Origin of the sequence: Alloalcanivorax venustensis (assembly GCF_047495515.1) — a bacterium.
GTDB classification, from domain to species: Bacteria; Pseudomonadota; Gammaproteobacteria; order Pseudomonadales; family Alcanivoracaceae; genus Alloalcanivorax; species Alloalcanivorax venustensis.
Genome location: NZ_CP179934.1, coordinates 2,963,598 through 2,989,739, shown reverse-complemented (window position 1 = coordinate 2,989,739; position 26,142 = coordinate 2,963,598). Strand labels below are relative to the sequence as shown.

At 61.0% G+C, this 26,142-nt stretch carries 25 protein-coding genes and 1 pseudogene; 14 read left to right on the top strand and 12 right to left on the bottom strand.

From position 1 onward, the window contains the following. Nucleotides 1-108: 108 nt before the first annotated feature. Nucleotides 109-879, top strand: coding sequence for a 3-hydroxyacyl-CoA dehydrogenase (locus tag ACMG4O_RS14005; protein ID WP_067606119.1), 771 nt, complete (start codon nucleotides 109-111; stop codon nucleotides 877-879). Here ACMG4O_RS14005 and ppnN read toward each other — a convergent pair. Further along, complete coding sequence (gene ppnN / locus ACMG4O_RS14000) at nucleotides 876-2,243, bottom strand: nucleotide 5'-monophosphate nucleosidase PpnN (RefSeq protein WP_142948162.1); 1,368 nt, start codon at nucleotides 2,241-2,243, stop codon at nucleotides 876-878. The two genes, ACMG4O_RS14005 and ppnN, sit on opposite strands and share 4 nt — an antisense overlap. 350 nt (nucleotides 2,244-2,593) lie before the next feature. Here ppnN and ACMG4O_RS13995 point away from each other — a divergent pair, with 350 nt between their 5' ends. Continuing rightward, on the top strand, nucleotides 2,594-2,866 hold the full coding sequence (locus ACMG4O_RS13995) for a hypothetical protein (protein ID WP_185956878.1): 273 nt from the start codon (nucleotides 2,594-2,596) through the stop codon (nucleotides 2,864-2,866). Between the two features lie 67 nt (nucleotides 2,867-2,933). On the opposite strand, the gene dinB is transcribed toward ACMG4O_RS13995, so the two are convergent. Next, nucleotides 2,934-4,022 (bottom strand): DNA polymerase IV, encoded by a 1,089-nt coding sequence (gene dinB, locus ACMG4O_RS13990; protein WP_414433997.1) that lies wholly within the window; start codon nucleotides 4,020-4,022, stop codon nucleotides 2,934-2,936. Nucleotides 4,023-4,084: 62 nt separating this feature from the next. Here dinB and ACMG4O_RS13985 point away from each other — a divergent pair, with 62 nt between their 5' ends. Beyond that, nucleotides 4,085-5,767 carry an FAD-dependent monooxygenase gene (locus tag ACMG4O_RS13985; RefSeq protein WP_414433996.1) on the top strand — a complete coding sequence of 561 codons (1,683 nt, stop codon included), beginning with the start codon at nucleotides 4,085-4,087 and terminating at the stop codon, nucleotides 5,765-5,767. Nucleotides 5,768-5,944: 177 nt separating this feature from the next. Here ACMG4O_RS13985 and ACMG4O_RS13980 read toward each other — a convergent pair whose 3' ends face one another. Together ACMG4O_RS13980 and ACMG4O_RS13975 are read right to left on the bottom strand one after the other, a co-directional pair. Next, nucleotides 5,945-7,630, bottom strand: a complete 1,686-nt coding sequence (locus ACMG4O_RS13980; RefSeq protein ID WP_414433995.1) for a trypsin-like serine protease — start codon at nucleotides 7,628-7,630, stop codon at nucleotides 5,945-5,947. A 269-nt stretch (nucleotides 7,631-7,899) separates the two neighbouring features. Further along, nucleotides 7,900-8,850 carry a GGDEF domain-containing protein gene (locus tag ACMG4O_RS13975; protein ID WP_194856651.1) on the bottom strand — a complete coding sequence of 317 codons (951 nt, stop codon included), beginning with the start codon at nucleotides 8,848-8,850 and terminating at the stop codon, nucleotides 7,900-7,902. 106 nt (nucleotides 8,851-8,956) lie between these two features. On the opposite strand from ACMG4O_RS13975, the gene ppc reads away from it, so the two are divergent. Continuing rightward, on the top strand, nucleotides 8,957-11,626 hold the full coding sequence (gene ppc / locus ACMG4O_RS13970) for a phosphoenolpyruvate carboxylase (RefSeq protein ID WP_414433994.1): 2,670 nt from the start codon (nucleotides 8,957-8,959) through the stop codon (nucleotides 11,624-11,626). A 69-nt stretch (nucleotides 11,627-11,695) separates the two neighbouring features. Here the strand turns inward: ppc and ACMG4O_RS13965 are convergent, their stop codons facing one another. After that, nucleotides 11,696-11,980, bottom strand: coding sequence for a type II toxin-antitoxin system RelE family toxin (locus ACMG4O_RS13965; RefSeq protein ID WP_142948168.1), 285 nt, complete (start codon nucleotides 11,978-11,980; stop codon nucleotides 11,696-11,698). Further along, nucleotides 11,970-12,209: a type II toxin-antitoxin system RelB/DinJ family antitoxin gene (locus ACMG4O_RS13960; protein WP_142948169.1), complete on the bottom strand. Its 240-nt coding sequence runs from the start codon at nucleotides 12,207-12,209 to the stop codon at nucleotides 11,970-11,972. Before ACMG4O_RS13960 ends, ACMG4O_RS13965 begins: the two co-directional genes overlap by 11 nt. Nucleotides 12,210-12,470: 261 nt before the next feature. On the opposite strand from ACMG4O_RS13960, the gene ACMG4O_RS13955 reads away from it, so the two are divergent. From ACMG4O_RS13955 to ACMG4O_RS13945, 3 genes are all read left to right on the top strand, one after another. Beyond that, nucleotides 12,471-13,196, top strand: coding sequence for a dienelactone hydrolase family protein (locus ACMG4O_RS13955; RefSeq protein WP_414433993.1), 726 nt, complete (start codon nucleotides 12,471-12,473; stop codon nucleotides 13,194-13,196). A 308-nt stretch (nucleotides 13,197-13,504) separates the two neighbouring features. Next, nucleotides 13,505-14,209 carry a transposase gene (locus ACMG4O_RS13950; protein ID WP_414433992.1) on the top strand — a complete coding sequence of 235 codons (705 nt, stop codon included), beginning with the start codon at nucleotides 13,505-13,507 and terminating at the stop codon, nucleotides 14,207-14,209. 274 nt (nucleotides 14,210-14,483) lie between these two features. Then, on the top strand, nucleotides 14,484-15,188 hold the full coding sequence (locus ACMG4O_RS13945) for a transposase (protein WP_142948172.1): 705 nt from the start codon (nucleotides 14,484-14,486) through the stop codon (nucleotides 15,186-15,188). On the opposite strand, the gene ACMG4O_RS13940 is transcribed toward ACMG4O_RS13945, so the two are convergent. Both ACMG4O_RS13940 and ACMG4O_RS13935 read right to left on the bottom strand, forming a co-directional pair. Further along, nucleotides 15,185-15,412, bottom strand: coding sequence for a type II toxin-antitoxin system RelE/ParE family toxin (locus tag ACMG4O_RS13940; protein ID WP_414434865.1), 228 nt, complete (start codon nucleotides 15,410-15,412; stop codon nucleotides 15,185-15,187). The two genes, ACMG4O_RS13945 and ACMG4O_RS13940, sit on opposite strands and share 4 nt — an antisense overlap. 37 nt (nucleotides 15,413-15,449) lie before the next feature. Further along, entirely contained in the window at nucleotides 15,450-15,749 is a 300-nt protein-coding gene (locus ACMG4O_RS13935; protein ID WP_414433991.1) for a type II toxin-antitoxin system RelB/DinJ family antitoxin, read from the bottom strand. 588 nt (nucleotides 15,750-16,337) lie between these two features. Between ACMG4O_RS13935 and ACMG4O_RS13930 the strand changes: the two genes are divergently transcribed. Next, complete coding sequence (locus ACMG4O_RS13930) at nucleotides 16,338-16,991, top strand: transposase (RefSeq protein WP_414433990.1); 654 nt, start codon at nucleotides 16,338-16,340, stop codon at nucleotides 16,989-16,991. Nucleotides 16,992-17,032: 41 nt separating this feature from the next. Here the strand turns inward: ACMG4O_RS13930 and ACMG4O_RS13925 are convergent, their stop codons facing one another. The 4 genes from ACMG4O_RS13925 to ACMG4O_RS13910 form a co-directional block, all read right to left on the bottom strand. Then, nucleotides 17,033-17,977, bottom strand: coding sequence for an Rpn family recombination-promoting nuclease/putative transposase (locus tag ACMG4O_RS13925; protein ID WP_414433989.1), 945 nt, complete (start codon nucleotides 17,975-17,977; stop codon nucleotides 17,033-17,035). Nucleotides 17,978-18,391: 414 nt separating this feature from the next. Next, nucleotides 18,392-18,703: an addiction module antidote protein gene (locus ACMG4O_RS13920; RefSeq protein ID WP_414433988.1), complete on the bottom strand. Its 312-nt coding sequence runs from the start codon at nucleotides 18,701-18,703 to the stop codon at nucleotides 18,392-18,394. Further along, entirely contained in the window at nucleotides 18,700-19,002 is a 303-nt protein-coding gene (locus ACMG4O_RS13915; protein WP_414433987.1) for a type II toxin-antitoxin system RelE/ParE family toxin, read from the bottom strand. Before ACMG4O_RS13915 ends, ACMG4O_RS13920 begins: the two co-directional genes overlap by 4 nt. Nucleotides 19,003-19,281: 279 nt before the next feature. Next, nucleotides 19,282-20,079 carry a type II secretion system protein N gene (locus ACMG4O_RS13910; RefSeq protein ID WP_414433986.1) on the bottom strand — a complete coding sequence of 266 codons (798 nt, stop codon included), beginning with the start codon at nucleotides 20,077-20,079 and terminating at the stop codon, nucleotides 19,282-19,284. 163 nt (nucleotides 20,080-20,242) lie between these two features. On the opposite strand from ACMG4O_RS13910, the gene ACMG4O_RS13905 reads away from it, so the two are divergent. From ACMG4O_RS13905 to ACMG4O_RS13880, 6 genes and pseudogenes are all read left to right on the top strand, one after another. Beyond that, entirely contained in the window at nucleotides 20,243-20,959 is a 717-nt protein-coding gene (locus ACMG4O_RS13905) for an FKBP-type peptidyl-prolyl cis-trans isomerase (RefSeq protein ID WP_414433985.1), read from the top strand. A gap of 27 nt (nucleotides 20,960-20,986) precedes the next feature. After that, on the top strand, nucleotides 20,987-21,736 hold the full coding sequence (locus tag ACMG4O_RS13900) for a DsbC family protein (RefSeq protein ID WP_414433984.1): 750 nt from the start codon (nucleotides 20,987-20,989) through the stop codon (nucleotides 21,734-21,736). 308 nt (nucleotides 21,737-22,044) lie between these two features. Continuing rightward, a complete protein-coding gene (locus tag ACMG4O_RS13895) occupies nucleotides 22,045-22,764 on the top strand; it encodes a hypothetical protein (RefSeq protein WP_414433983.1) in 720 nt (239 codons plus the stop codon). 485 nt (nucleotides 22,765-23,249) lie between these two features. Further along, on the top strand, nucleotides 23,250-23,615 hold the full coding sequence (locus tag ACMG4O_RS13890; protein WP_414433982.1) for a hypothetical protein: 366 nt from the start codon (nucleotides 23,250-23,252) through the stop codon (nucleotides 23,613-23,615). A 452-nt stretch (nucleotides 23,616-24,067) separates the two neighbouring features. After that, nucleotides 24,068-25,152 (top strand): IS3 family transposase gene (locus ACMG4O_RS13885; RefSeq protein ID WP_145912252.1). Its coding sequence is split into 2 segments (ribosomal slippage): nucleotides 24,068-24,317 and nucleotides 24,317-25,152, totalling 1,086 coding nucleotides; the frame shifts between segments, so codons are not numbered across the junction. Nucleotides 25,153-25,312: 160 nt separating this feature from the next. Next, nucleotides 25,313-26,094, top strand: a pseudogene (locus ACMG4O_RS13880) (ISL3 family transposase). The last annotated feature ends 48 nt before the right edge of the window (nucleotides 26,095-26,142 follow it).

Below are 26,142 nucleotides of genomic sequence, written 5' to 3'. Positions count from 1 at the left end.
GGTTCCCTCTCGCTCTTCATTAACAAGAATGCGTATCTCCCTGAGCGGAAGCAACAATGTAGCCCCGGGTTTGCGTGGTTATACTCAAGTTTTACACAAGGAGACAGTATGAACATCCAAGGTAAAGTCGCCGTGATTACCGGTGGGGCCTCGGGCCTCGGTCAGGCCACCGCCGAAGCGATCATCGCCAAGGGCGGCAAGGTGATGATCCTCGACCGTGATGAGAAGAAGGGCCCGGAAGTGGCCGCCGAACTGGGCGAGAACGCCGCCTTCGTGCAGACCGACGTGACCGATGAAGCCTCCGTGCAGGCGGCCATCGACGCCACCAAGGAAAAGTTCGGCGCCATCCACGTGTGCGTGAACTGCGCCGGCGTGGGCTCGGCGATGAAGACCGTGGGCCGCGAGAACAAGCCCCACGACCTGGGCGTGTTCAACATGGTGGTGCAGATCAACCTGATCGGCACCTTTAACGTGGCGCGCCTGGCGGCGGCGGTGATGGCCGAGAACGAGCCCGGCGAAGACAACGAGCGCGGCCTGATCGTCAACACCGCGTCGGTGGCCGCGTTCGACGGCCAGGTGGGCCAGGTGGCCTACGCCGCCACCAAGGGCGGCGTGGTCGGCATGACCCTGCCCATCGCCCGTGATCTGGCGCCGCTGGGCATCCGCTGCAACACCATCGCCCCGGGCATCTTCAACACGCCGTTGATGAACGCCGCCCCGGACAAGGTGAAAATGCCGCTGATCGAAATGACCCAGTTCCCCAAGCGTCTCGGCAACCCGCCGGAATACGCGGCCATGGTCTGCCACATGGTGGAGAACACCTTCCTGAACGGTGAGACCATTCGCCTCGACGGCGGTATTCGAATGCAGCCGCGTTAACCTTCCAGTCTGTAGCAGGGCTCGTAGTGGCTGCCGGGCAGCTTCATGCGGCTCTGCGCCACGAACGACTGCAGCAGCACATCCATCTGCGCCATCAGGCCCTTTTCGGCGGTAAGCCGGTAGGGGCCGTGTTCCTCGATGGCGCGGATGCCCGCCTCCTTGACGTTGCCGGCGACGATGCCGGAAAACGCCCGCCGCAGGTTGGCGGCCAGATCGTAGACCGGTAGATCGGTGCGCAGCGCCAGCGCGGCCATGGCCTCGTGGGTGGGCTCGAACGGCCGCTGGAAGTCCTCCGGCACGGTAAGACGCCAGTTGTAGTAGAAGGCGTCGTCGTGCTCGCGGCGGAACTCGGTCAGGTCGCGCACCCCGTCACGCATGGCCAGGGCCACCGCTTCCGGGTCGTCGACGATGATCCGGTAGCGCTTGGCGGCGTCCTCGCCCAGCGCGTAGCGGATGAAGGTGTCCACCTGGCGGAAGTAGTCGGCGCTGTCCGCCGGGCCGGTGAACACCACCGGCAGCGGAATATCCTGGTTGGCCGGATGCAGCAGCACCCCCAGCAGATAAAGGATTTCCTCGGTGGTGCCGACGCCGCCGGGGAACACGATGATGCCGTGGGCCACGCGCAGGAACGCCTCCAGGCGCTTCTCGATGTCCGGCATGATCACCAGCTCGTTGACGATCGGGTTGGGCGCTTCGGCGGCGATGATGCCCGGCTCGGAAATCCCCAGGTAGCGGCCCTGGCGGCGGCGCTGCTTGGCGTGCGCCACGTGGGCGCCTTTCATCGGCCCCTTCATGGCGCCGGGCCCGCAGCCGGTGCAGATGTCCAGTTCGCGCAGCCCCAGCTGGTAGCCGACGCTCTTGGCGTAGTCGTACTCTTCCCGGGAAATCGAGTGCCCGCCCCAGCACACCACCAGATTGGGCAGCTCGCCGGCGTGCAGCACCCCGGCGTTGCGCAGAATGTGGAACACCGCGTTGGAAATGCCGGTGCTGTCGTCCAGATCGAAGCGGCCGCCGTGCTGGATCTCGTTGGCCACGTAGACGATGTCGCGCAGCACCGCCGACAGGTGCTCGCGGATACCGCGAATCATGCGCCCGTCCACGAACGCCCCGGCCGGGGCGTTATCCAGCTTGAGCATCATGCCGCGGTCTTCCTGGATCACCTGGATGTCGAAATCCTTGTAGGTCTCCAGCACCTGGCGGCTGTCGTCGGTGGGGGTGCCGGCGTTCAGCACCGCCAGGGCGCAGCGGCGCAGCAGCTCGTGCAGGCCCTTGGAGGAGGTGTCGCGCAGGCGCTCCACTTCCTGTTGGCTGAGAACTTCCAGGCTGCCCTCGGGGGCGACGATGGTCGATACCGTAGCGGTCATTGATAATCCATTAGCGAATGCGAGTTGAACGTTGAGGGACGCAGTATAGCCCTGACCCCGCTGCCAAGCGTAACGGGCCGGCCGTGGGCCACAAGCCGCGGGCGATACGCCGGCGGCGGCCGGGGCCCGCCCCTGGGTTGAGGCCGGTGGTTTGCGGCCGTTCCCGGCGTTGTAATTTTTTACATCATTTCATCGCCGTGCCGCCCGCGTGACGATGCGCGCCGGGCCGGAGTAGGCCACTATAGAGCCATCAGGTCAGGCCCGCGTCGGCGTTCGGTGAACGCTGTCACCGAACCGTCACGACCGGCGCCTAGCCTACCCGCGAGTATGAGCCAATCCTGGAGTGCGGCATGCTGCTCAAATACTTGAATGAATTGGACCAGGCGGTGCGTGAACTGGACCAGCACCCGGCCCCCGAGTCCCTGGCGCACTGCGCCGAGTGTGTACGGGTACTGGAAGAGTACCTGGATTCCCAGATGGAACCGGTGGCCCGGCGCGGCCGCGAGATCATGGCCGAAATGGTGCCGGCGTCGCTGTACGCCCGCCTGGTGGGAGCGGGCCCGGCCCGCGAAAGGCCGGCAAAGCCGGCCGGCAGGATTCCAGAGGTCTCTCTAAGTGCTTAATAGAAGCCTCTGGAATCCTGCCGGCAAGCAAAGCTTGCCTTTCGCGGGCGGGGCCCGCTCGCACAAATCATTGCCGCCGGTCGCGTAGAGCGCGCTCGCGTTCCTCGGGGAACAGGTCCGGCTGGCGCGGTGATTTCAGGTCGCGCAGCCGCAGGCCGATGCCCAGCAGTCTGGCCGGCGCAGGGTGGCGCTCCCAGAGCTGGGTGAGCAACCGTTCAAACACCTCCCGATCCAGACGCTCGCCGCTCTGGTCGGCGCTGACGATGCGGAAGTCGTTATAGCGCACCTTCACGGTCAGGCCCTGGACGACGTAGTTGGCGTCCAGCCGGTCCACGCGCCGTTCCAGCCGCTCCAGAAGATCGTCCAGTTCCTGCAGCCAGTGAGTCAGGGTCTGTTTGTCCTCGTGGTAGGTTTTCTCCACGCTCACCGACTTGCGGCGGCGGCTGGTCTGCACCGGCCGGTCGTCCTCGCCCCGGGCCAGATGGTAGAGCCGCTCGCCGAAGCTGCCGAAATGGTTGGCCAGCTCCAGCCGGGGCAGGGTCTGCAGGTCGCCGCAGGTCTTGATGCCCAACGCCGTCAGCTTGTCCTCGGTGACGCGGCCGACGCCGGAAATGCGCTTCACCGGCAGCGCGGCGACGAAGCCGGCGACCTCCTCCGGGGTGATCACGAACAGCCCGTCCGGCTTGCGCCAGTCGCTGGCCACCTTGGCCAGGAATTTATTCGGCGCCACCCCGGCGGACACGGTGATGTTGACGGTCTCGCGCACCTTGCGGCGGATCGCCTCGGCGATGCGCGTGGCGCTGTTGGCGTGCAGCGGGCTCTCGGTGACGTCGAGAAAGGCCTCGTCCAGGGACAAGGGCTCGATAATATTGGTGAAGGTGCGAAAAATGTCCTGAATTTGTCCGGACACGCGCCGGTATTTATCGAAGTCAGGCGGTAGAATCACCAGCTCGGGACACAGCCGCAGCGCCTGGGACGAGGCCATGGCGCTGCGCACGCCGAATTCTCGGGCCGGATAATTGCAAGTGGCGATAACGCCGCGCCGCTGCGGGTCGCCGCCCACCGCCACCGGCCGGCCACGCAGACGCGGGTCGTCACGCACTTCCACGGCGGCGTAGAAACAGTCGCAGTCCACATGGATAATTTTGCGGCTCACGGCGGTTCGCGGCTCCACTGGCAGGGCACAGGAGATGAAACACCTATGGTAGCACCACGACCATGATCACGGGATCCAACGCCCCCAAAGTATTGATTGTCGGCGCCGGCCCCACCGGCCTGACCCTGGGTATCAACCTGCTGCGCGGCGGCGTGCCGTGCCGGGTGATCGACAAACTGCCCGGCCGGCTGCCCTGGTCGCGGGCACTGGGCCTGCACGCGCGCAGCCAGGAGATTTTCGACGCCATGGGCGTGCTCGAGGCGGTGCGCGGCCAGGCGCGTGCGTTCGAGGCCATCCACGTGTACGGCGACAAGGGCCGCGACAAGGGCCCGTTGCTGAGCCTGCCCATGGACGAGCTGCCGTCGCCGTTCCCGCGGCTGCTGTGCTGCCCCCAGCCGCGCATCGAGGCGGTGCTGGAAGAGCGCTTCCGCAGCCTCGGCGGCGAGCTCTGGTGGGACACCGAGCTGCTCGACTTTCAGCAGGACGGCTCCGGTGTTCAGGCGCGAGTGCTACAGCGCGATGGACAGGGCCGGCATGGCGAAGAACGCCAGTTGCAGGCGGACTTGCTGGTGGGCACCGACGGCGCCCACTCCCGGGTGCGCGAACTGCTGGGCCTGCCGTTCGTCGGCAACGACTACCACGAGCGCTTTCTGCTCGCCGACGTGGACTGGGCCCCGGACCTGGAGAACGACGCCTTCCACGGCTTTCTTCTCGCCGACGGCAACCTGATCGCCATCCCCATGCCCGACGACGGCTGGCGCCTGGTGGTCACCGAGGAACCCGGCGAAGAGACCGAAGAGGCCGAGCCGGACATGGCGCTGTTCCATGAGCGCATCCGCGAGGCCCTGGGCGACCAGGCGCCGCTGCCCGGCGAGCCCCGCTGGCTGAGCCGCTTCACCATCCAGCGGCGGCTGGTCAGCCACTACCGCCGTAACCGCATTCTGCTCGCCGGCGACGCCTGCCACGTGCAGAGCCCGCTGGGCGCCCAAGGCATGAACACCGGCATCGCCGACGCCTTCAACCTGGCCTGGAAGCTGGTGCTGTTCTGCCGCGGGCACGGCGGCGGCGCGCTGCTGGATAGCTATCAGCGCGAGCGGCGGCCGGTGGCCGAGGACATGCTGCGTGGTGTGGATGCCTTGTCACGGGCGTCGTTCGTGCGCGCTAAGGTGCTACGCGGCGCCCGCGACTCGTTGCTGCGCCTGGCCGGCAACCGCCCGCAGCTGGGCCGCCGGCTGGTGCGCCGCGCCAGTCAGCTGGACGTGCACTACCGGCACTCGCCGCTGGTCGACGCCGGGCCCGACGCCGACCTCGGCTGGCGCCACCAGGGGCCGCTGCCCGGCGACCGGGTGCCCGACGCCCGTCTGCAGTCACAACGGGACGGCTCCCCGCGCCGGGTGCAGGCGCTGCTGCGCCAGCCCGTCCACCATCTGCTGCTGCAGCTGGGCGGCGAGCCGGACCACCGCGCCCGCGTGATCCTGCACGCGCTGCTGTCGCGGCTGCCGGACGAATACCTCAATGAACTGCGCGTCACCGTGATCAGCCGCGACGGCTTCGAGCTGGACCGCTCCGACACCGGCGCCGGCCGCGCCCACCTGTGGCGCGACCACGACGGCGAATTCGAGCAGGCCTTCGGCACCGGCAGCCGGCTATGGCTGATGCGCCCCGACGGCCACCTGGGTTACCGCGCCCCGCTCACCGACGCCGACTACCTGTTCGCCTACCTGGAGCGCCTGTTCCACCACTAAACCGGCGGCTCTTGTGCGAGCGGGCCAATGTGGGAGCGGGCCCCGCCCGCGAAAGGGCGGCTTACAGCCACCCGGCAGGATCCCAGAAACGCTGTTTGTGCTGCCGTTAGAGAACCCCCTGGAATCCCGCCGGCAAGCAAAGCTTGCCTTTCGCGGGCAAGGCCCGCTCCCACAAGGCTAGTGCCGCCGGCGGAGGCCGGCGAGGGCGATCAACGCCAGCAGAGCGCCGAGGGCGCCGCCGCCCCCACCGCCGCCACCGCCTTCGTTGCTGGAGGAAGAAGTTGCCGCGATATTGGAATAGCTCAGCGCCACATCGGTGCTGTTGTTCGCGTCAGGGAATTCATCGTCGGTGGTTTCCGCCGTCAAACTCAGATTGCCGTTCTGCGGCGTGCCGCTGGTGAACGCCAGGGTAACCTCGGCGGACTGCCCAGGGGCCAACTCGCCCAGGTTGCAGGCGCTGTCGCAGGGTAGGGAGCTGCTGGTCAGGCTGGTGCCCACCGGCGGGTTCACGGTCAGCGAAACATTGCCGGCGACGGCACCGGCGATGGTGGTCAGGTTGCGTACCGTCACGGCGACTTCAGCGGTGCCTTCACCGTTACTATTGATGCCGCTGCTGAGAATCGACGCGTCCACGGCCAGATCGGCGGCGTCGGAAAAGATCACGCTGATCTCCTGACGGTTGTTCTTGGCCCGGTACTCTTCTTCCGTGGCGTCGGTGTTAAAGGTGAAGCTTTCGATGCTGGGCTCTGAGCTGAACGATCGGCTCGCCGTTACCGGTAAGGTGCGGGCCGTTTGTGCGGGAAGGCTGGCTTCTTGATAACAGGAGACCAGACAGTTACTGCCGTCTACTGTGATGTTCAAACTGCCGTCCTGCACGGTCAGTCGGCTGTTATTAACCGTGTTACTCAAGCTGCGATTAGCGAAGATCAGATCGAAGCTGGCGGTGTCGCCGGGCACCGCGTAGTAGCGAAGCCCCTCGGGTAACTCCAAGGCCAGGTCCACCAAGGGTTGGCCGGCCTCCGTGGTAACCTCCTCCACGAAAGACACCTGGCTCAGCACGCTGGTATAAACCGTAGGCAGATTGCCGGCGCACTGCGGTTGCCCGAAGCTGGTCAGGCCGATCACGTAGGGATCGATATCGTCACCGATAAACAAAGGGCCGCCGCTGTCGCCGGAGCAGGTGTCCTGGTCACGGCCTTGAACCGGATTTAACTCGGCGGCGCACACCATGGTGGCGGTGTTGAAGCCGTTGCCCCAGGCGTTCTTGCACGAGCCGGTCTGGATGTAATCCAGTGCCACTTCCTGCAAACGATCGGCGGGCTCGGTGCCGTTACGGGAGGTCAGGCCCCAGCCGATGGCGGTCAGCGCCTCGTCGCGCTGCGCGAACGGGGCGGCCTGCAAGGCGTTAAGTTGAGCGGCGCCGGCGATGCTCGGCCGGTTCGCCTGATCCGGACCCGGCGTGGCCAGTCGGATCATGGCGATGTCGTTATCGAAGGCCGGCGCTATCGACGGCTGATAACCCTGAGGTACGCCGTAACCATCGGAAGAATAGGGCGTACCGTTACCAAGAAAGACGCTGCCTAGACGCACGGTTATATCGGAAGGATCGACGAAGTTGCCGTCGTCATCGATCAGACAGTGCGCGGCGGTCATCACCCAGCGCGGCGTCAGCAGAACGCCGCCGCAAAGCCCGAACTGATTGGTGGCGGTGAAGGCGATGTCGAGCTCCGCCATCCACGGCCATTCGTTTTGCGACGCGTCGTCACCACCAATAATACGCGGCGAAGCTTCCTGGGCGCCGGCGGCGGTGCCCAGCGAGAGAAGCGCGGGCAGCGCCGCGCAGGTGATTAACCAGCGAACCATGACTTTTCCTCGGATCCGACCCTTTTATCCGAGCATACCGCCTCCGCGCGGGCGATGCGTGATCAAACCGTTACCGTTTCGTTAATACAACAAACGGCCGTGCTGTTTGGCTATTCAATGACAGAGGGCAGAAGGAAGTACAATAGAGACTTTTACTAAGTGAAAAGTGGGTCGAGAAAAGCCAAATAAAACAGGGGGTTATCTCTAAGGGGCATTTTTATTAAGTTGATTCGGAGCTAATACTATCTTAAAGACTGGCGCCGTGCCGCTCAGGCGAGCGGCGAGGCGTGGGCGAGCCAGTGGTCCTGGTCGTCGCGGGTGCGGGGCATGGCGGTTTGCAGGTGGTAGAGCACCTGTTCCAGGGCGGCGTTGGCGCTGTTCAGGGTCATCACGGCGGCGCGCAGGCCGGGCTGGCGTTCGCGCAGGTCGGCGAGCACCCGTTCGGCGGCGCCGGTGGCGGTGCTGGGCAGCAGCAGCGCCAGGTGATCCTCGTCGTAACGGGCGATCACGTCGCTGCGGCGCAGCCGCTGGCTGACGGTTTCGGCCAGGGCGTTGATGTCCGGGTGGTGAACCAGTACCAGGGTCAGCGGCGAGGACAGCCGGTCGTGCAGCGGGATCAGCCAGCCGGCGGTGCTGGTCAGGGCGGTGCGGCTGATAAAGCCGGTCTGCGGGTCGCGCCAGGCGGTTTCCACCGCCTGCCGGGAGAGCACCTGGTTGCGCCAGATCATCAGCCCGAAGTAGAGCATGCACACGGTGAGCGCGGCGAGCAGGAACAGGCTGGCGGAGGCGGCGGTCTCGGCGCCGCCGGGGCTGTAGCTGATGCGGATCGGCATGACGATGGCCAGCACCACTTCGGCCGCGGCCAGCATCACCAGAAAACGCTTCAGCCCGTGCAGCAGGCCGTTACTGAGCACCGCCAGGAACAGCAGCGCCATGGTCGGCGGCGGCTCGCCACCGTCGAGCAGAATCACGATGCCGAGAATCACCAGGTCCAGGCCGGACGCCAGTATCGTCGCGTGCGGCACGCGCGCCACCAGAAACAGCAGTTGCAGAGCCAGGTAACTGCCGGCCAGAATCCAGGGCGTGGCCGTCGGCACCGTGAAGAAGAAACCTTCCGAATGGTTGAAGTAGAGCACCGCCAGGATGGCGAACAAGGCTCTGGCCAGGTACTGAAGTACGATTACGCCCTGTTCCGTGGACACACGCGAAGAAGTTTCCATGAGTGGCGATGTTCCTCAAAGCAATGCGGGCTATGTTGCGTCACCTCCCCGACGGAATAAAGATACCGTCGGGTGTAAAGTTGTAAAAACGATACCGGGAGTCAAGATGTCGGTGGAACAGGATCAACACGCGCCGCTGCGCGACAATGTACGCCTGCTGGGCGAAGAGCTGGGCGCGGTACTCCGGGAGCAATCCGGCGAGCGATTGTACGACACCGTGGAAACCATCCGCCAGGCGGCGGTGGAAAGCCGTTCGGAAGGGGAAATGGAACTGACCCGTCTGCGCGGTCTGCTCGACCCGCTGGACGACGATACCCTGTTGGAAGTGGCCCGCGCGTTCAGCCAGTTTCTCAACCTGGCCAACATCGCCGAGCAGCATCACCGCGAGCGCCTGCACCGGCGCCACGAGCGTTACCCCGGCGACCCGGACACCGACCAGGGCCTGCGCCAGGTGCTGGCGGAATTGAAGCAGAAGGGCATCGAGCCGCAACGCATTCGCGAGACGTTGACGCCGCTGTCCGTGGAGCTGGTGCTCACCGCCCACCCCACCGAGGTGACCCGCCGCACCCTGATCCGCAAGTACGACCAGATGGCCGATCTGCTCGCCGAGCTGGACCGCCCGGACATCAACGCCGAAGAGCACCATGGCCTGCGCCAGCGCCTGCGCGAGCTGATTCTATCCGCCTGGGCCACCGACGAAATCCGCCGCGAGCGGCCCACCCCGGTGGACGAAGCCAAGTGGGGCTTCGCGGTGATCGAGCAATCGCTGTGGAAAGCGGTGCCGCGGGTGATGCGCGACATCGAAGCGGAACTGGGCCAGGCCGGCATCGACGCCCTGCCCGCGGACTGGGTGCCGATCCGCTTCGCCTCCTGGATGGGCGGCGACCGCGACGGCAACCCCAACGTTACTGCCACTGTCACCCGCGAAGTTTTGCTGCTGGCCCGCTGGATGGCCGCCGACCTCTACCTGCGCGACGTGGAGAACCTGCTCGCCGACCTGTCCATGCACCGCGCCAGCGACGAGTTGCTGGCGCGCACCGGCCCCAGCCACGAACCCTACCGGGTGGTGCTGCGCGGCGTGCGCGACCGCCTGAAAATCACCCGCCGGCGCATGGAGGCGCTGGTGGAAGGGCGCCCGGTGCCCGAGGGCGAAGGCTTCACCGAAGGCCGCCAACTGCTCGACGAACTGTTATTGCTGGACCGCTCCCTGCGCGCGGTGGGCCTGGGCGCGATCGCCGACGGCGAGCTCAAGGACACGCTGCGGCGCCTCAACTGTTTCGGCATCACGCTGCTGTGCCTGGACATCCGCCAGGAATCCACCCGCCACACCGCCGCCCTGGACGCCATCACCCGCTACCTGGGCCTGGGCGGTTACGGCGAATGGGACGAGGGCCAGAAACAACGCTTCCTGCTCGCCGAGCTGGAAAGCCGCCGGCCGCTGGTGGACGACGCCTTCTACCGCAGCGACCTGTGCGACGGCGACGTCCGCGAAGTGCTGGAAACCTGCCAGGTGATCGCCGAGCAGGGCCCGGAAGGGCTGGGCGCCTACGTGATCTCCATGGCCAAGACCTCCTCCGACGTGCTGGCGGTGATGCTGCTGCAGAAGATCGCCGGCGTGCGCCGGCCGATGCGGGTGGTGCCGCTGTTTGAAACCCTGGACGACCTGAACAACGCCGGCGACACCATGGCGGCGCTGCTCGACATTCCGCTCTACAAGCAAAGGGTCATCGACGGTCAGGAAGTGATGATCGGTTATTCGGATTCCGCCAAGGACGCCGGCTTTTTGGGCGCCGCCTGGGCCCAGTTCAGTGCCCAGGAAGCGCTCACCAAAACCTTCCAGAAACACGGCGTGCCGCTGACCCTGTTCCACGGCCGCGGCGGCTCCATCTCCCGGGGCGGCTCGCCCACCCGCATGGCGCTGCTGTCGCAGCCGCCGGGCTCGGTGGCGGGGCGCATCCGCGTCACCGAACAGGGCGAAGTGATCCGCTTCAAATACGGCCGCCCCTCGGTGGCGGTCTACAACCTGGAGCAGTACGTGGCCGCCACCCTGGAAGCCACCCTGGTGCCGCCCCGCGAACCGGACGCCGAGTGGCGCGCGCAAATGCAGAAGCTCACCGACGTCTCCGTGGCCGGCTACCGCCAGGTGGTCCGCGAAGACCCGGCGCTGGTCAGCTACCTGCGCACCGTCACCCCGGAAACCGAGCTCAGCCGCCTGGCCCTGGGCAGCCGCCCGGCGCGCCGCAAAACCGGCGGCGGCATTGAATCCTTGCGCGCCATCCCCTGGGTATTCGCCTGGACCCAGATCCGCCTGATGCTGCCCGCCTGGCTGGGCACCGGCGCGGCCCTGGAAGCCGCCCTCGACGACCCCGAGGATCTCGCTACCGTGCGCGACATGGCCGAGCGCTGGCCGTTCTTCCAAGGGGTGGTGGACATGCTGGAAATGGTGCTCGCCAAGGCCGACCCGCGCGTCGCCGCCTGGTACGAAGAGCGCCTCACCGACGACCCGGAGCAAACCCGCCTGGGCGACGTCCTGCGCCAGCGGCTGGCGTCCACCGTGGACGCCCTGCACCGGCTCACCGGCCGCGAGGACCTGCTCGACAACAACCCGGTGATGCGCTGGTCGATCCGCGTGCGCGACCCCTACACCGACCCGCTGCACCTGCTGCAGGCCGAACTGATGGCGCGCCTGCGCGACCGCGACAGCGACCCGGTGCTGGAAAGCGCGCTCATGGTGACCATCGCCGGCATCGCCGCCGGCCTGCGTAACACCGGCTAACTCGAGATCAGGTCCTGCCTTTTGTTCCGATGAGGCAAAAGGCAAGACCTGACCCCTTTGGCTTGTAGTTCAAAGTCGATGTCTGACCTTTTGATAAGCCTCACTCCGCTCTCTTTTACCGATCGCTACCACCCAAACGATGACTTCATGATCAATCACTTGGTAAATCAACCGGTATCCGGAAGCCCTGAGCTTGATTTTGTAGCAGTTGCTTAGCCCCTGGAGCCGATTGGCCTCGACGTGAGGTTCCTCGAGTATGAGAGCCAGCTTCTTTTTGAATTGCTGCCGAACCGTATCTCCCAGTTTGCGCCATTCCTTTAGCGCCCGTCGGTCAAACTCCAGGTCATAAGTCATCCAACGACACCTTCACCCGTTGTGGCTCCCTCAGCCGCTCGCGGGCAATGGCCAGCAGTTCCGCGTCTTCCTCCGTAAGGAGTACATTCTTAAACGGCAGCTCGCCGCTGTCGGCGACGTACTGCAGAGTCTGGCGCAGTAATTCGGAAGGCGTGACGCCGAGTTTCTTCAGCTCCTCGAAGGCGCGGGCTTTGAGCTCATCGTCAATTCGAAGATTGATGGTTGCCATGTCGTGTATACTCATATGTAATCTTAGATGTAATTACGTTAGTCCTTATTCGGCTACCTTTCAAGAATGGCACCTTTTTGATCCGTCTAATCTAGCTCGTCACGCCGAACCAGTGCTGTAAGCCATGGCTGAAACGAGGGTAGGAGAAATCGGGAAAGTACCCAGGGAGCCGGGTAGGCCAATAGCTCGCCGACAGGCTGGCGCGGCGGCGCGAGTGGGGTAGGCTTGGCGAAAACAAAGGCGTTACGCCAAGGAGTGACCATGAGCGCCCAGGATACCCACGTCACCGTACCCAACGGCCACCGCATGCGTGCCCGCTGGTTCCTGCCCGAGCAGCCCAACGGCCTGAACGCGGCCGTGGTCGTCATCCACGACATCTTCGGCTTCAGCGACGACCAGGCGCGCATCGCGCAGCGCCTCGCCGACAACGGCTACCCGGTGCTGGCGCCGGATCTCTACGACCGGCCCGGCGCCAAAAGCCTGTGCGTGGTGCGCACCCTGCGCGACCACGAAGCCGGCCACGGCGACGCCTTCGACCAGCTCGACGCCTGCCGGCAATGGGTGCTGGAACAAACCGATCAGCCGGTCACCAAGGTGGCCATGATGGGCTTCTGCATGGGCGGGCGCTTCGCACTGCTGTACGCCGCCCGCGGCACCCTGCAGGTGGTGGCGCCGTTCTACGGCGGCGTGCCCCGCAAGGCCCGCGCGCTCACCGGCATCTGTCCGGTGGTCGGCGGCTGGGGCAAAAAAGACCTCATCTACGGCCACCACGGCGAGCGGCTCGCCGGCCACCTCACCGAACTCGGCGTCGAGCACGACATCCAGACCTACCCGAACGCCGGCCATTCCTACATGAACGACCACCAGACTTTTCTGTTCAAACGCATGGCCGACTACAGCCCGCTACGCGCCAAATACGACCCCGATACCGCCGAGGACAGTTGGCGGCGGGTGCTGGCGTTTTTCGAGAAAACACTGAGCGCATAAAGCGCGTACCGGCTCACATCCTGACAGGCGTCAGGCTAAAATCGACTTTTTCCGAAAACTTATCGGGAAATAAAAAGAAAATCCAAATGACGGATTTGAAATAAGCATGGTGGCCAAATGCCATGAGATGCCTTCAATAAAGAGCGCAGACGTTCTTTCCTAAATGTCTGTCCCCTTTTGTAAGTGCAGGAAAACCTTGATAAAAAAGGGGACAGAGTAATTTATTTATACCTCTGAATAATTTATTTCTTCACGTTGTTTAGATAGACTCCCGTACAAATAAAAGCGATATATAAAGAGGGGTAAAAATGCCAAGGATGAGGCGCACGGTGGTGCCTGACTATCCTCATCATATCCTTCAACGGGGGCATAACGGACAAGAGGTATTCAAGGATGAAGAAGACTACCTTAAATACCTGACGGATCTGCGAGAGTTAAAAGAGAAGTGGCACGTTAAGGTATACGGGTGGTGCCTGTTGCCGGAGCAAGTCCACATGCTGGTTGACCCGGGTCCCAACCCTGACATGTTGAGCGAGTTGATGAAAGCGCTGGCGGCACGCACCACGCGCCACCGCAACCGCAAGGATAAACGCAGCGGCACGCTCTGGGAGAGCCGTTACCGCTCCAGTGTGGTTCAGCGCGGCTCCTGGACGCTCGCCTGCCTGCGCTATCTGGAAAAGCGGCCGGTCCTGCTGGACATGGCCACCGCGCCGTCACGTTTTCCCTGGACCAGTTTCGGCATGCGCATGGGCCGCGACGAACCGGCCTGGCTGGATCACCCCGAAGAATTCCTCGAGCTGGCCGACACCGACCAGGAGCGCCGGCAGGTTTACCGTCTTTTCATGGAACAACAAATCCAGGACCAGGAAGCCGGGCTTATCCTGGGCGCCGCCATGCGCAACCAGCTCACCGGCGACAAGCAGTTCACCGACGAGGTGGAAAAGATCACCGGCGTCCGCGTCAGCATGCGTGGCAGAGGGCGTCCGCCCGGCAAGCCGCGCGAGTCCGAATAGCCGTATACAAAAAAAGATATTTTGTTTCTTAAGGCGCTGGACCTTCGGGAAAGGCGTGAAGAAAACGTCAGTAAATCACCGAAAAGGGGACGCACAACTTTTAAGGGAGTGCGTCCCCTTTTTCGTAACTGACTGTTTTAAATGGAATTGCTCAACTTCTGACATGGTTTCATTTTTTGAAAACTATGTTTTCACGAAATTTTGTTCAGACGCCAGTCCCAGGTCGCTAAGGTTAAGAAAACAAGCCAAAAAAACCAAAAGCAAAGGGGGATTTATGCCTGGCAAGGATCGCCTTCTACTCGCCGGCCACCCGCACCATCTGGTGCGCAAGAGCCAAGGGAATGAACCCATCTTTCTGGACGAAGCGGACTACAACCATTGCCTGGGACAGATCCGCAAGCTGAGCCAGGACTACAACCTCAGCGTGCACGCTTACTGCCTGCTCCCGGACCGCATCCACATCATCGCCACCCCGCACGGCGACCCCACCGATCTCTCCACCTTCATGAAAGCGCTGTCGTGCCGCACCTCTCTACGCCGCAAGAACCTGCACGGCCGCAGCTCCGCCTGGGAAGTGCGTTACCGCTCCAGCCCGGTGGAACCGGGGCAGTGGCTGCTGGCCTGCATGTGTTACGTGGAGCGCCTGCCTGTCATCCATGAGCTCACCACCTCCGCGTACCACTATCACCTCAGCAGCTATCGCATGCGGCTCGGCAAGACCGACCACTACTGGCTCAAAGACCCGGAGGAATACGCTCGCCTGGGCAGTTCGATCCAGGAGCGGGCCGAAGCCTACCGCACCTATATGAGCAACGGCCTGGATCGCAGCGAGGAGGCGATGATCGATACCGCGGTACAGCGCTGCCGGCTAACCGGCTCGATCCGGTTCGTGAAAGAGGTCTACCGGGAGTACGGCATACTCGGCATCAACCGGGGCCCGGGCCGGCCGCGCAAGCGCCGCAAAAAACCGGACGGCTAGAGAGGCCATTGCTGAGCCGCATGCAAAACCTGGATGATCACAATGTTCTCATCCGAGCACATATAGACAACGATGTAGTTCGGGCGCACCACGAGCTCGCGGGTTCCAGCCACTCGCCCCTGTCGATGTATTGCGGGGTTTTGCAGGAGGCGCACGACTTTCTCGTCGATTTCATCCATCAGCGCCACAGCGGCTTGCGGATTGTCATCGGAGATGTAATCCACGATCTCCAACAAACTTTCCCTGGCCGCCGCCCGCCACTTAATCCTTCCGCACTCGCTTCCGTTCGATGAGTTTCCTCGCATCATCCATGACCTGATCGTGAGGGGCGGCCGCGCGGGTGTCTTCCATTGCCTCAAGCACCTTGGCCTTGAACCAGGCGTCGTAGAACTCGGGGTCAGTCGTCAAGCCGGGTGGCAGGCCGCGCTCCTTGACCACGCGAGTCAGCAAGATCCGAACAGCGTCTGATACCGATAAACCAAGTCCGGCCAGGGTCTCGGCGGCTTCGCCTTTCAGTTTTTCGTTAATTCGTACATGCAACATCGTCGTTTCAGCGGCCATGGTCCTTCTCCTATCAGATAGCCTATTTTGTATCTCATATGAGATACGGTCAACCAGGCGAACTTGGACTAAGGCCGTTGAGGAGGTTCGAGGTTAACGGCTGCGGCCTAGGGTGGCTGTACGTGAAGGCTGAAAACATTGTCAGCCAGCACGGAAAGTCAGTTAGGGGCCAATAAGGCGGCAGAGCAGGTCAAAAAGGCGGAAAAACTGGGTCGGGAAGCTGAAAAAGCGCCATTTTGCGTGCTTGGCAAAAAAACTTGCGGCCGGTGCAAAGCAGCGAGGAACGATCCCCCAGGAAGGCGCAGGCGAAGCGCGGCGGGTCCAGCCGGGTTGTCTCGGCTGTCGGGTCGGTAATTATTGCAAGTGAAGGCGAAGTGAGCGCGATAAAGGCGAAAAAGGGACGGACAATTATAAAAATAACGCAGAAGAAAATCGTAACTGACTGATATTAAGAGTGGTTTTTAAAATGGCGAAATCCTGGCAAAAATATTAATCCGTCCCGCCGCCGAAATTCTCTTCATACATCGGGCGGTAAGAGGGTAGGCTCCATAAAAACGAACCCAAAAAACAACGGAAATAGGGGGAGTTATGCCCGGCAAGGATCGCCTTCTGCTCGCGGGCCACCCGCACCACCTGGTGCGCAAAAGCCGTGACCAGAAACCCGTCTTTCTCGACGAAGCCGACTACACCCACTGCCTTGGGCAGATACGCGCGCTGAGCCAGCAGTACGAGCTCGCCATCCACGCCTTCTGCCTGCTGCCCGACGGCCTGCACATCCTGGCCACGCCGCTGGGCGACCCGGGGAACCTGTCCCGGTTTATGAAGGCGCTCAGCTGCAGCGCCTCGTCGCGGCGCAAGAGACAGCACGGCGCCACGTCCGTATGGGAGGTGCGCTACCGCTCCAGCCCGGTGGAGCCCGGGCAGTGGATGCTGGCCTGCATCTGCTACATCGAGCGCCTGCCGGTGACCCAGCGGCTTGCCTCGTCGGCGTATCACTACCACCGCAGCAGCTACCGCATGCGGCTGGGCAAGACCCATCAGTACTGGCTGGAAGACCCGGAGGAGTACACCCGTCTCGGCGGCAGCATCGAAGACCGGGCCGAAGCCTACCGGATGTATATGAGTAACGGGCTGGATCCTCACGAAGAGAAGATGATCGACACCGCAGTGAAGCGTTGCCGGCTTACCGGCTCACGGCATTTCGTGAGAGAGGTGTACCGGAAGTACGGGGTGCTGGGCTAGCAGCGAGGGATCAAAAAGCAGGCCAAGCCTGGCGCTACTGCCTACTGGAATAGATCGTCCACGCTGGTGGCATCCAGAACGCGGTCAGCCAGATGTTCCAGCTCGGCCTGAGAGGCGTTCTGCAGGCGCAGGCGAAGCGTGGGGGGCACGGTGCCGAAGCGGTGTTGTACCTGGCGTAGAACCAGCGTTCGTTCGCCGTCCAGACGGCCCTGCGCCACGCCCGCGAGACGCTGACGCTCCTTCCATTCCTCGAACCGGTTGGTGATCATCTCGTACGCCTCCTGCAGATCGTGCATCTCGGGGAAGGTTTCGCCAGGAAACCATTTGGGGAGCCGGCGGCGCAGCCATTCCAGGTAAGCCCGGCGTAAGCCGGCCTGTTCCGGACCTGACAGCCACTTTACCAAAAGTTGAAGAAGACCGGCCACCTCGTCGGAGGAGCGGTGATGCTCCAGCCGGAACAGCGCGGCCACCAGGTTATTGATCGGCTGGCGGTCGTCGGCGCTGTAAGCGCCTTCATCGATCAGTAGGAACGCCTGATCGGGCTGAAAGCGTTCCAGCCCGTCCGGCGGTGGTTGGACCAGAGCTCGCACGTCAGTGGGCGCCCGCCAGCGGCGCTCGCCGTTATAGAGCACCACTGGCAGTACCGACGGCAACTTACGGTCGGCCCCCAGCTCACCACGCCGAATCAAGTCCTGATGGAGCAGGCCGGTGTAGACCATAATGCGCAACGCCATGAAGCGGTCCACCGAGGACTGAAATTCCAGCAGCAGATACACATAAAGCCACTCCTCGCCCCAGCGTATTCGCCAAACGGCATCGCCGTGCCGGCCACGCAGGTCGTCAGTGACGTAGCTGCCGTTCATCTTCTCCAGGGATTCCAAGTCCAGTGCTGCGACCCACTTATCAGGCAGGAAGCCAACCAACAGGTCCTGGACCATCCGGTCGTGGGCGAAAAGCAGCTTGTAGATGGTGTCGTGCTCGTCCATGGGCACCTCGCTAATGGTTACAGACGAGCTTGGCGGCGACGAGCCGGGCTGTCTGTCCTACGGTGCGGACAGTCGTCGTAAGCGATGGCGGAAGATCTGCAGCGGTTCCACAAAAATCATGAAAAAACCGTACATTCCAGGGCCGAAAGCGAGCAAAAAGCCGGCAAAGCAGTGTCAGAAAGCTGAGAAAGCCGGCTTTTGCGTGTCCGGCGAACAAAGTTGCGAGGATCGCAAAAGGTACATCCAGGCCTGGCGTAGGAGCGGGCCTTGCCCGCGAAAGGGCGTCAAGCCCGGCGGGATTCCAGAGACCGCTAGAACTTGCCGGCGAGCGGCGCTCGCCTTTCGCGAGCAGGGCTCGCTCCCACCAAACTCTGCTTGCATGTGCCCGTTGGTTGTTTGGCACGGGCTGTGAGGTCAGGCGATCTTGTCGGGCACGGCCTGCAAGTGTACACCGAGCGCATGCAGCACTTTCATCAGCGTCGAAAAGCGCGGATCGGCGCCAGGGCGCAATGCCTTATAAAGGCTTTCGCGACCCAATCCGGTTTGACGCGCCAGGTCGGTCATCCCGCGAGCCCGCGCGACGTGGCCAATGGCGGCAAGCAGTTCTTCGTGATCACCCTCTGCCAGCACCTGTGTCAGGTACTCGGTGATGGCTACATCGCTGTCCAAAAACTCGGTGATATCGAAAGGGCGTAAACCAAGTTCTTGTGAGGTTGATGATTTCATTGCTCTCTCCTGATCGCATCTGCCATCTGTTTGGCGGTGTCAATGTCGCGCTTTTGGCTGCCTTTATCGCCGCCTACCAGCAATACATAAATGGCGTAGCCCGTCTGCACGTAGTACACCCGGTAGCCTGGGCCCACGGGAATGCGCAGCTCCTGCACTCCTTCTCCCACCGGTTTGTGGTCGCCAAAATTGCCTTGTTCGACGCGGCTGATACGTCTAAGGATCGCCATGCGGCCGCGCTCATCCTTGAGTCGGTGCAACCACTCTCGGAAGACCTGTGTGGTAATCACGGCGTTCACGCAGCACATGTATCCAATAGGATACAATGAAGGCGCCCATGTTTGCCACCCATTTTTTGACTTCCGTTCTTGGTCACAATCCACCTCCTTGTATTGAAGGAGCAGAGTGCCACTGGCGTTAGCGGTCTGGCTGTGGGCAACGGCGGAAAAATGTGTCAGTCATTCGAGTGTGTATTTGTAAGAAGCCGGGCCGCAGCCCAGAGGCCGCTAGACTTGCCGGCGAGCGCCGCTCGCCTTTCGCGAGCAGGGCTCGCTCCCACAAAGCGTGGTGCTGACGGCTTAGCTGTCCGGTACGTAGCCGCTGGCGCCTTTGATGTCATCGGGGTAATGAAACGAAAATTGTTTGCCGTCCTCGCTTCGGACCTGAACGCTGGCTTTTTGGGTGTCCTTGAAAGAAAGCCATACAAGATAGTCGCTGTGGTACTCGCCAACGGGATAGCCGTTGATGGCGACAATGGTATCCCCCGGCTTGACGCCGACCTCCTGGGTGCCGCTTTCGGGGAAATCCTCGCCAACCCGGTAGCCCTGCGGGGCGCCCTCGCTGACCGGCGTCAAATCCAGCCTTTCGAGAAGGTCCAGCACGCGCTGCGGCATCTTGGGGCCATCGCCTCCTGGCGCGTCTTCGTTATCGGCGTCAGCGACCTCGGCACGTCCTCCACCTCTTAACGCCAGGCGAAGAGTGATCTGCTTGCCCTGGTCTTCGATGATCACCTCCGTCGGCCGGATCGCCGCCAGTACGCCGCCCTCCGCCAGCGTATCGCCCACGTTGTACCGGTGGGCGCCTTGGCCCTCCGTATGGATGACGGCGGCGGCAAGAGGGCTATGGGCCTGGAAGACGGCCAGCAACGCCAGTGAATCGGTATCCACTGTTTCCCGCGGCAAGAGGACGTCAGGCACTTCCTTTTCGGGTGCCGGCGCGCGCGGCGCATCGGGTTGTTGGGAAACGACGTGTGTCTCGGCCTGTGTCTTGCCCGCATCATCCGTGCCATTACTCTCTCTCGCAAAAAAGAAAATAAGCGATAGAAAAAATAAAGCCAGCAGAAACAGGCATTTATAAATCGTCTTCTGACTTCTCATAAAGATCCAGCGAAAATGTGTGACACACAACGTGTTTAAAACGGAACTTAAATAATATATATCCATCTTTACAGAGGACGACATAGAAAATAAACGTCAAAAAATATCACGGAAGTTTAAAAGTGATATCGAAGCGATATCGAACAAAAACCAGGAGGAAACTATGAGAAGCCTAACCTTGGGGGCGCTGTCATTGGTGTTTCTCGCCGGATGCAGCCACACCCCCGTGCAAGCGCAAGCCACTAAGCTTGAAACCAACCAACAGAAGGCCTCTTACGCCGCCGGTATGGCCCTGGGCGAGCAGGTCGGAAAGACTCTTTCTAAGAACGACCTTGATGAGGATATATTCCTTAAAGCACTCACCGATCAACTTAAGGGCAACGATCCACTTCTCGAAGCGGAGGAAGCTAGCGTTGCTTCTGACGCCTATAGACAAGAAATCACACAACGTCTGGAAGAAGAAAGGCAGCAGGCCATGGCCCGCAACGCGGCACAGGGTAAAGCCTTTATGAAGGAGAACAAGCAGCGGTCGGGCGTGAAGACCCTGCCGAGCGGTCTGCAGTACGAGGTACTGAAAGAATCCGGCAGCGGCGCGACTCCCGGCCCTAAAGACGCGGTCCTCGTGAACTACACCGGTACGCTTCTTGACGGTACCTTCGTCGAGAGCAACCTGGCCCAGGGCGAAGCCGTGCGCGTGAACATGGGCGTGGCGCTAAGAGGCTGGCAGCAAGCCCTGAAGCAGATGAAGGAAGGCGAAAAGTGGCGCATCTTCGTCCCGCCGGAGCTGGCCTATGGCGAAAATGGGCTGCGCGACAAGGTCCCGCCGCAGTCAACGCTGATCTACGAGCTGGAGCTGGTCGAAGTCATCGACAGAAGCTGATAACCACCATTGGAAGGGGGCATACCCATGAAACAATATCATTACATTCTGAATGTTCTGCTTATCACGCTGGCACTCCCCAGCCTGGGCACGGCGGATCTCCGCGAGCGGGTGGCCGAGGCGTTGGCGATCACTAACCCAAGTTTGAAGGTGGAGGGCGTCACGGACAGCCCGGTAGAGGGCGTCAAGGAGGTTAAGTTGAGCAACGGCGGCTTCCTCTATACTTCACCGGGCAACGACCACCTCTTCTCGGGTCGGCTTTTGGCCTACAAAGATGGTTCGCTGGTCGACCTCACCGAAGAACGGGAGAGGCAAGACAGGGCTCAGGCACTTCAGGAACTGGATTTGGGCACCACAATCACCTTCGCCGCCGACGGCGACGAAAAGCATGAGATCTTCGTCTTTACCGACACAACGTGCCCCTACTGCAAGAAGTTCCAGGACCATATGGATGAAATGAACGCTCGCGGCATCACAGTGCATTATCTGGCCTTGCCGCGCTCGGGTATTGACTCCTCAGCAGCGAACAACATGGCGAGGATATGGTGCGCCGAGGACCCGCAGGTCGCTATCGACGACGCGTTCTCTGGGAAAAGCTTCTCGCAGAAGGTGATGCCTTGTCAGCCCCCTGTCGCCGATCAATACAGATTGGCAAAAGGCCTCGGAGTTAGCGGTACTCCGTCGGTGTTCAGCGAGGACGGCAGGAACCTTGGCGGTTATATGACGCCCGACGAAGTAATCGCTGCTATTGCCAATACAGCGGGCATAGAAAACTAGAAGTCCTCCCGGCCTGCATGATTGCTCTGGCATGTAGGCCATCTTCTTAACTAATTAATATTACGAGGAAATAAGCTAATCTGGCGCTCTTAACCCTGTATGAATAACGCAATCCAGAGCATTTCAATAGCGACCCAAAGAAAACACGCATCACATGAGATTCGCTAAGTGTCTGAATAAAAAGGGCGTCGATTAAACACCCTAATTAAACCGCTTCAAACTGCGGAACCGCTCCGAAATCCTTGCTACGTTGAAGTTGCAGTACATGCTGCATCAAACGGAAGACAAACAATCACGGAGACTTAATCATGAAAACAAAACTGATACTCTCAACACTCTTTGGCATGGCCGCCTGGTCCCTCTCCAGCGTCGCAGCCGCAAACTGGGATACCGGGGCTTGTCCTCAGCCTCACCAAGGCCCGGCACCCTGTATCGAAACGGAAATCAATGGCAACACCTATCACTTCAACGGCAGTGGCGGTCACGCCAATGTATGGCATGGTCGTCCCGCCGTCGAAGGTGGTGGTGACTTTGATTTTTCAGGTGACAATGTACTCTTGGAATGCGATGAGGGGAACCCTGACTGTATCCTGACTTTGAGCGGTCAAGTGAAGAAGTGCGAGGATTCCAACGGGGATTGGCGCGTTGGTGTGAAAGTTACTGACTCTGACGTGCAGGCTGGTGATTTTCTCTGTAACTTCATTTCAGTAAGTGGATTCCCGTGGTACTCAAATACAAAACCCGAGGAGGATCAGGATCATTGCTCCTTCGTGGACGATTGTGACAATTTCGTTCTTTATGATCCCGCAGCGACTACTTATACCGCCAACTTTGGTGCAATCACTGTAGACGCTAGCATTATTGGTAACTTGGTCAACGCCGAGCACGTGCATGGCGTGGACTTCAACCCGGGTGTCGGCGCCAACTTTGCTTTCGATAGTTTCTTCTACGACTGCAGTGAGTCAGAAGACTGCCATATCGAAGGCGTCCTGACTATCGATAACGCCACATCGTTGGACATCTACTAAGAAAAATCGGTATTGCGTTCAGTGCGGCTGCCGTCACGGCTGACTAGTCGCTGAACGACGCACAATCTTGCCCCGGCTCTGGTCGGGGCTTTTTCTTCATGGATCAGCCTGAATAATCAAAGAGTCGATAATCATGAATAAGAGAATTCGGCCTTCAAGCCTTTTGGGCGTGGCCGCTTGATCATTTTCCTGCTTTGCAGGTGCCAACTGGGATAGCGGTGCTTGTCCCCAGGCTCATGCGGGTGCCGCTCCTTGCTTCGAAACCCAGATTAATGGCGACATTTATCACTTTAACGGGAGCGGTGGGCATGCAGATGACTGGCACGGAATGCCCGCAGCCGAGGGTGGTGGGGACTTCCAGTTCTCAGGCGACAACGTAGAAGTCGACTGCCCTGCGGTAAGTGTTGATTGTGCCTTTATCTCGAGTGGCGAAGTGAAGAAATGTCAGGACTCAAACGGTGTCTGGCGCGTAGGCGTGAGGGTAAATGCCGTCGATCTCTCAGCAGGTGATTTTTTTGTGTAACTTCGTCACTTTGGGCGGCTTCCCTTGGTACTCGAAAGATCCGGCTATGGCGAGCCACTGCCCTTTCGAGGACTACTGCGACAGCTTTATCCAGTATGACCCGAGCGCATCCAGCTATACCTCCAATTTTGGAAGCGTCGATGTTAGCAGTTCTTTAGGTACTTTCATCATTGGCTCACACCTGCATCGGGCGGTGTTTACTCCAGGCATTGGCGCAGCTCTCGACTTTAGTAATAATGCATTCTTCGACTGTGAAGAGACAGAAGGGGGTTGTTCCGTCGACGGTGTCCTCTCTCTTGATAACGCCATATCGTTTGATATCTACTGATAAAAAGCAGCGGATTTTCGTTAAAATTTTACGCTTCCCATTCCCGCCCCGGTTCCACCGGGACTTCCAGCGATTCGTACCCGTAAAAAATGTTCATCGCGCTTTAGCGGGGGCGCTTCCCCTCCATTTGGTGGACAGGTCTGGGTGACGCCCTTTCGCGAGCGCCATGAACGCGTCCCTGGGGGCCCCCTGTCGAACGTTCCGTTCTCCAGGGTCCCGGAAGGGCGTCACCCAGACCTGCCCCGCAGTAACCGCGGCGTCACGCGCCACTTCAGGGATCGGTAAACATCGGAACTAAGAGTTCGGGGCGGACAGTGAACCGAGTTAAGTTGTTTGTGCGATAAAGCAACCACACAAGGACACTGCCGCCATTGGCGATACTGTAATCCCCCCGAAAAGTAATCGAGGTTTTGAGTAGAGACTTTTACACTGATGGCATTGAGGAGCGACACATGAAGAAGTCTCGATTTTCCGACAGCCAGATCCTGGCGATTCTGAAGCAGCACGAAGCCGGAGTTCCGGTGGCGGAACTGTCCCGCGAACACAACGTGAGTACAGCGCTGATCTACCAGTGGCGTTCGAAGTTTGGCGGCATGGACGCCTCGCTGATGAAGCGTCTGAAAGAACTGGAGGCCGAGAACGCCCGTCTGAAGAAGATGTATGCTGAGGAGCGCCTCAAAGCCGAACTGCGCCAGGAAGCACTGGAGGGAAAGTTGTAAGGCCGTCTCAACGCCGGGAGATGGCCATGAAGGGCGTTGCCAAGCACGGTATCAGTGTCCGGCTCGCCTGTGTCGTGTACGGCATTAGTGAAACCTGCTACCGCTACCAGGCAAAGCTTAGCGGCGAAAACGCCCTGATTGCGGACTGGCTGCTTAAGCTCACGCAGGCCCACAAGCGCTGGGGATTCGGGTTATGTTTCCTGTATTTACGTAACGTGAAAGGCTATGCCTGGAACCACAAGCGGGTGTATCGGATCTATCGGGAGCTGGAACTCAACTTGCGGATCAAGCCCCGGCGGAGGATCAAGCGGGGTTATCCGGGCGAATTGGCGGTGCCGACGGCGCCGAATCAGGTCTGGTCGATGGATTTCATGGGCGACCAACTGGTCAGCGGCAAATCGTTGAGAACATTCAATGTGCTCGACGACTACAATCGCGAAGGGCTCGGTATTGAAGTTGACCTGTCACTGCCTGCACAACGAGTAATACGTGCGCTTGACCAGATCATCGAATGGCGAGGAAAGCCCGCTGCCCTACGCTGTGATAACGGCCCGGAATATATTTCGCAGGCGCTGGTGGAGTGGGCCAACAGGCAGCGGATTACACTGATCTACATCCAGCCAGGCAAACCGACCCAGAACGCGTACATTGAGCGGTTCAACCGAACCGCACGGCACGAATGGTTGGATCTACATGAGTTCACCAGCGTTGCTCACGCCCAGCTATTAGCGACTCAATGGCTCTGGCATTACAATCACGAGCGACCGAACTCGGCTATCGGCGGCGTGCCGCCGGCCCGGCTGTTACAAACCGGTTAACCCTCTACTCAAATTGGCGATTAAAAATGGGGGGATTACAATACCACGTTCCCCGGCTCGGGCCGGGAAGGCTTTATAGCGACCCGGTTCGTTCCGATCTGCGATTTTGAGTGCCTGATTCACTTCCGAGTCGGCCCTCAGTCTGGTCCGCTATCTGGTGATGGACGAGTTCGCTCTGTTCAAGGGCCACCAATACGCCAGCGTGGTGATCGAAACCGGGAACCGGCAGGTGATGTGGGTGGGCGAAGGGCGATCTCGGGACGCGATTCGGTTCTGCTTCGAGTGGCTGAGACCTCATTGTGAGCATATCGAGGCGGTGGCCATGGATATGAACACTGACATGGACATGGAGGTCCAGGCCTCGTGGCCCAAGGGCCGGGTGGTCTACGACCTGTTTCATGTGATCGCCAAGTTCGGTCGGGAGGTAATCGACCGGGTCCGGGTAGATCAGGCCAACCAACTGCGCCAGGACAAGCCCGCCCGGCGGGCCGTGAAGCGATCACGGTGGTTGCTGCTGCGCAATGCTGAGAACCTGAAGGCCGATCAGGCGGACGAGCTGAGGACGTTACTGGATCTGAATCAGTCCCTGATAGTGGTGTACCTGATGAAGAGCCAGCTCAAGGAGCTCTGGTACGCCCGCACCGAGCGAGCGGCCCGGTGGCGTTGGACACGTGGTTCAACATGGCTCAGGCGAGCGGCCTCGCGCCGCTAATCCGCTTCGCCCGGCGTCTGAAGCCCTACGCCGAGGGCATCATCGCCAGCGCCACCTATCGGCTCAACACCAGCGTGCTGGAGGGCATGAACAACCGCATCAAGGTCATCAAGCGTATGGCCTATGGCTACCGGGACAGTGGCTACTTCTTCCTGAAGATCAAGCCGATTTTCCCGGTAATCAGCGATGAAAAAAAAGCCCAATGCAGTGCATTGGGCTTTTTAGAATAAAATCAATACCAATCTGTTCTTGGTTTGAACAGTATTGTCAGTGGGCCG

Coding starts and splice junctions, on each gene's coding strand:
- ACMG4O_RS13995 (WP_185956878.1), top strand. CDS start 2,594: ATGCTGCTCAAATACTTGAATGAATTGGACCAGGCGGTGCGTGAACTG.
- ACMG4O_RS13980 (WP_414433995.1), bottom strand. CDS start 7,630: ATGGTTCGCTGGTTAATCACCTGCGCGGCGCTGCCCGCGCTTCTCTCG.
- ppnN (WP_142948162.1), bottom strand. CDS start 2,243: ATGACCGCTACGGTATCGACCATCGTCGCCCCCGAGGGCAGCCTGGAA.
- ACMG4O_RS13930 (WP_414433990.1), top strand. CDS start 16,338: ATGCCCGGCAAGGATCGCCTTCTGCTCGCGGGCCACCCGCACCACCTG.
- ACMG4O_RS13910 (WP_414433986.1), bottom strand. CDS start 20,079: ATGAGAAGTCAGAAGACGATTTATAAATGCCTGTTTCTGCTGGCTTTA.
- ACMG4O_RS13920 (WP_414433988.1), bottom strand. CDS start 18,703: ATGAAATCATCAACCTCACAAGAACTTGGTTTACGCCCTTTCGATATC.
- ACMG4O_RS13945 (WP_142948172.1), top strand. CDS start 14,484: ATGCCTGGCAAGGATCGCCTTCTACTCGCCGGCCACCCGCACCATCTG.
- ACMG4O_RS13905 (WP_414433985.1), top strand. CDS start 20,243: ATGAGAAGCCTAACCTTGGGGGCGCTGTCATTGGTGTTTCTCGCCGGA.
- ACMG4O_RS13975 (WP_194856651.1), bottom strand. CDS start 8,850: ATGGAAACTTCTTCGCGTGTGTCCACGGAACAGGGCGTAATCGTACTT.
- ACMG4O_RS13960 (WP_142948169.1), bottom strand. CDS start 12,209: ATGGCAACCATCAATCTTCGAATTGACGATGAGCTCAAAGCCCGCGCC.
- ACMG4O_RS13935 (WP_414433991.1), bottom strand. CDS start 15,749: ATGGCCGCTGAAACGACGATGTTGCATGTACGAATTAACGAAAAACTG.
- ACMG4O_RS13900 (WP_414433984.1), top strand. CDS start 20,987: ATGAAACAATATCATTACATTCTGAATGTTCTGCTTATCACGCTGGCA.
- ACMG4O_RS13985 (WP_414433996.1), top strand. CDS start 4,085: ATGATCACGGGATCCAACGCCCCCAAAGTATTGATTGTCGGCGCCGGC.
- ACMG4O_RS13955 (WP_414433993.1), top strand. CDS start 12,471: ATGAGCGCCCAGGATACCCACGTCACCGTACCCAACGGCCACCGCATG.
- ACMG4O_RS14005 (WP_067606119.1), top strand. CDS start 109: ATGAACATCCAAGGTAAAGTCGCCGTGATTACCGGTGGGGCCTCGGGC.
- ACMG4O_RS13965 (WP_142948168.1), bottom strand. CDS start 11,980: ATGACTTATGACCTGGAGTTTGACCGACGGGCGCTAAAGGAATGGCGC.
- ACMG4O_RS13925 (WP_414433989.1), bottom strand. CDS start 17,977: ATGGACGAGCACGACACCATCTACAAGCTGCTTTTCGCCCACGACCGG.
- ppc (WP_414433994.1), top strand. CDS start 8,957: ATGTCGGTGGAACAGGATCAACACGCGCCGCTGCGCGACAATGTACGC.
- ACMG4O_RS13895 (WP_414433983.1), top strand. CDS start 22,045: ATGAAAACAAAACTGATACTCTCAACACTCTTTGGCATGGCCGCCTGG.
- ACMG4O_RS13950 (WP_414433992.1), top strand. CDS start 13,505: ATGCCAAGGATGAGGCGCACGGTGGTGCCTGACTATCCTCATCATATC.
- ACMG4O_RS13890 (WP_414433982.1), top strand. CDS start 23,250: ATGCCGTCGATCTCTCAGCAGGTGATTTTTTTGTGTAACTTCGTCACT.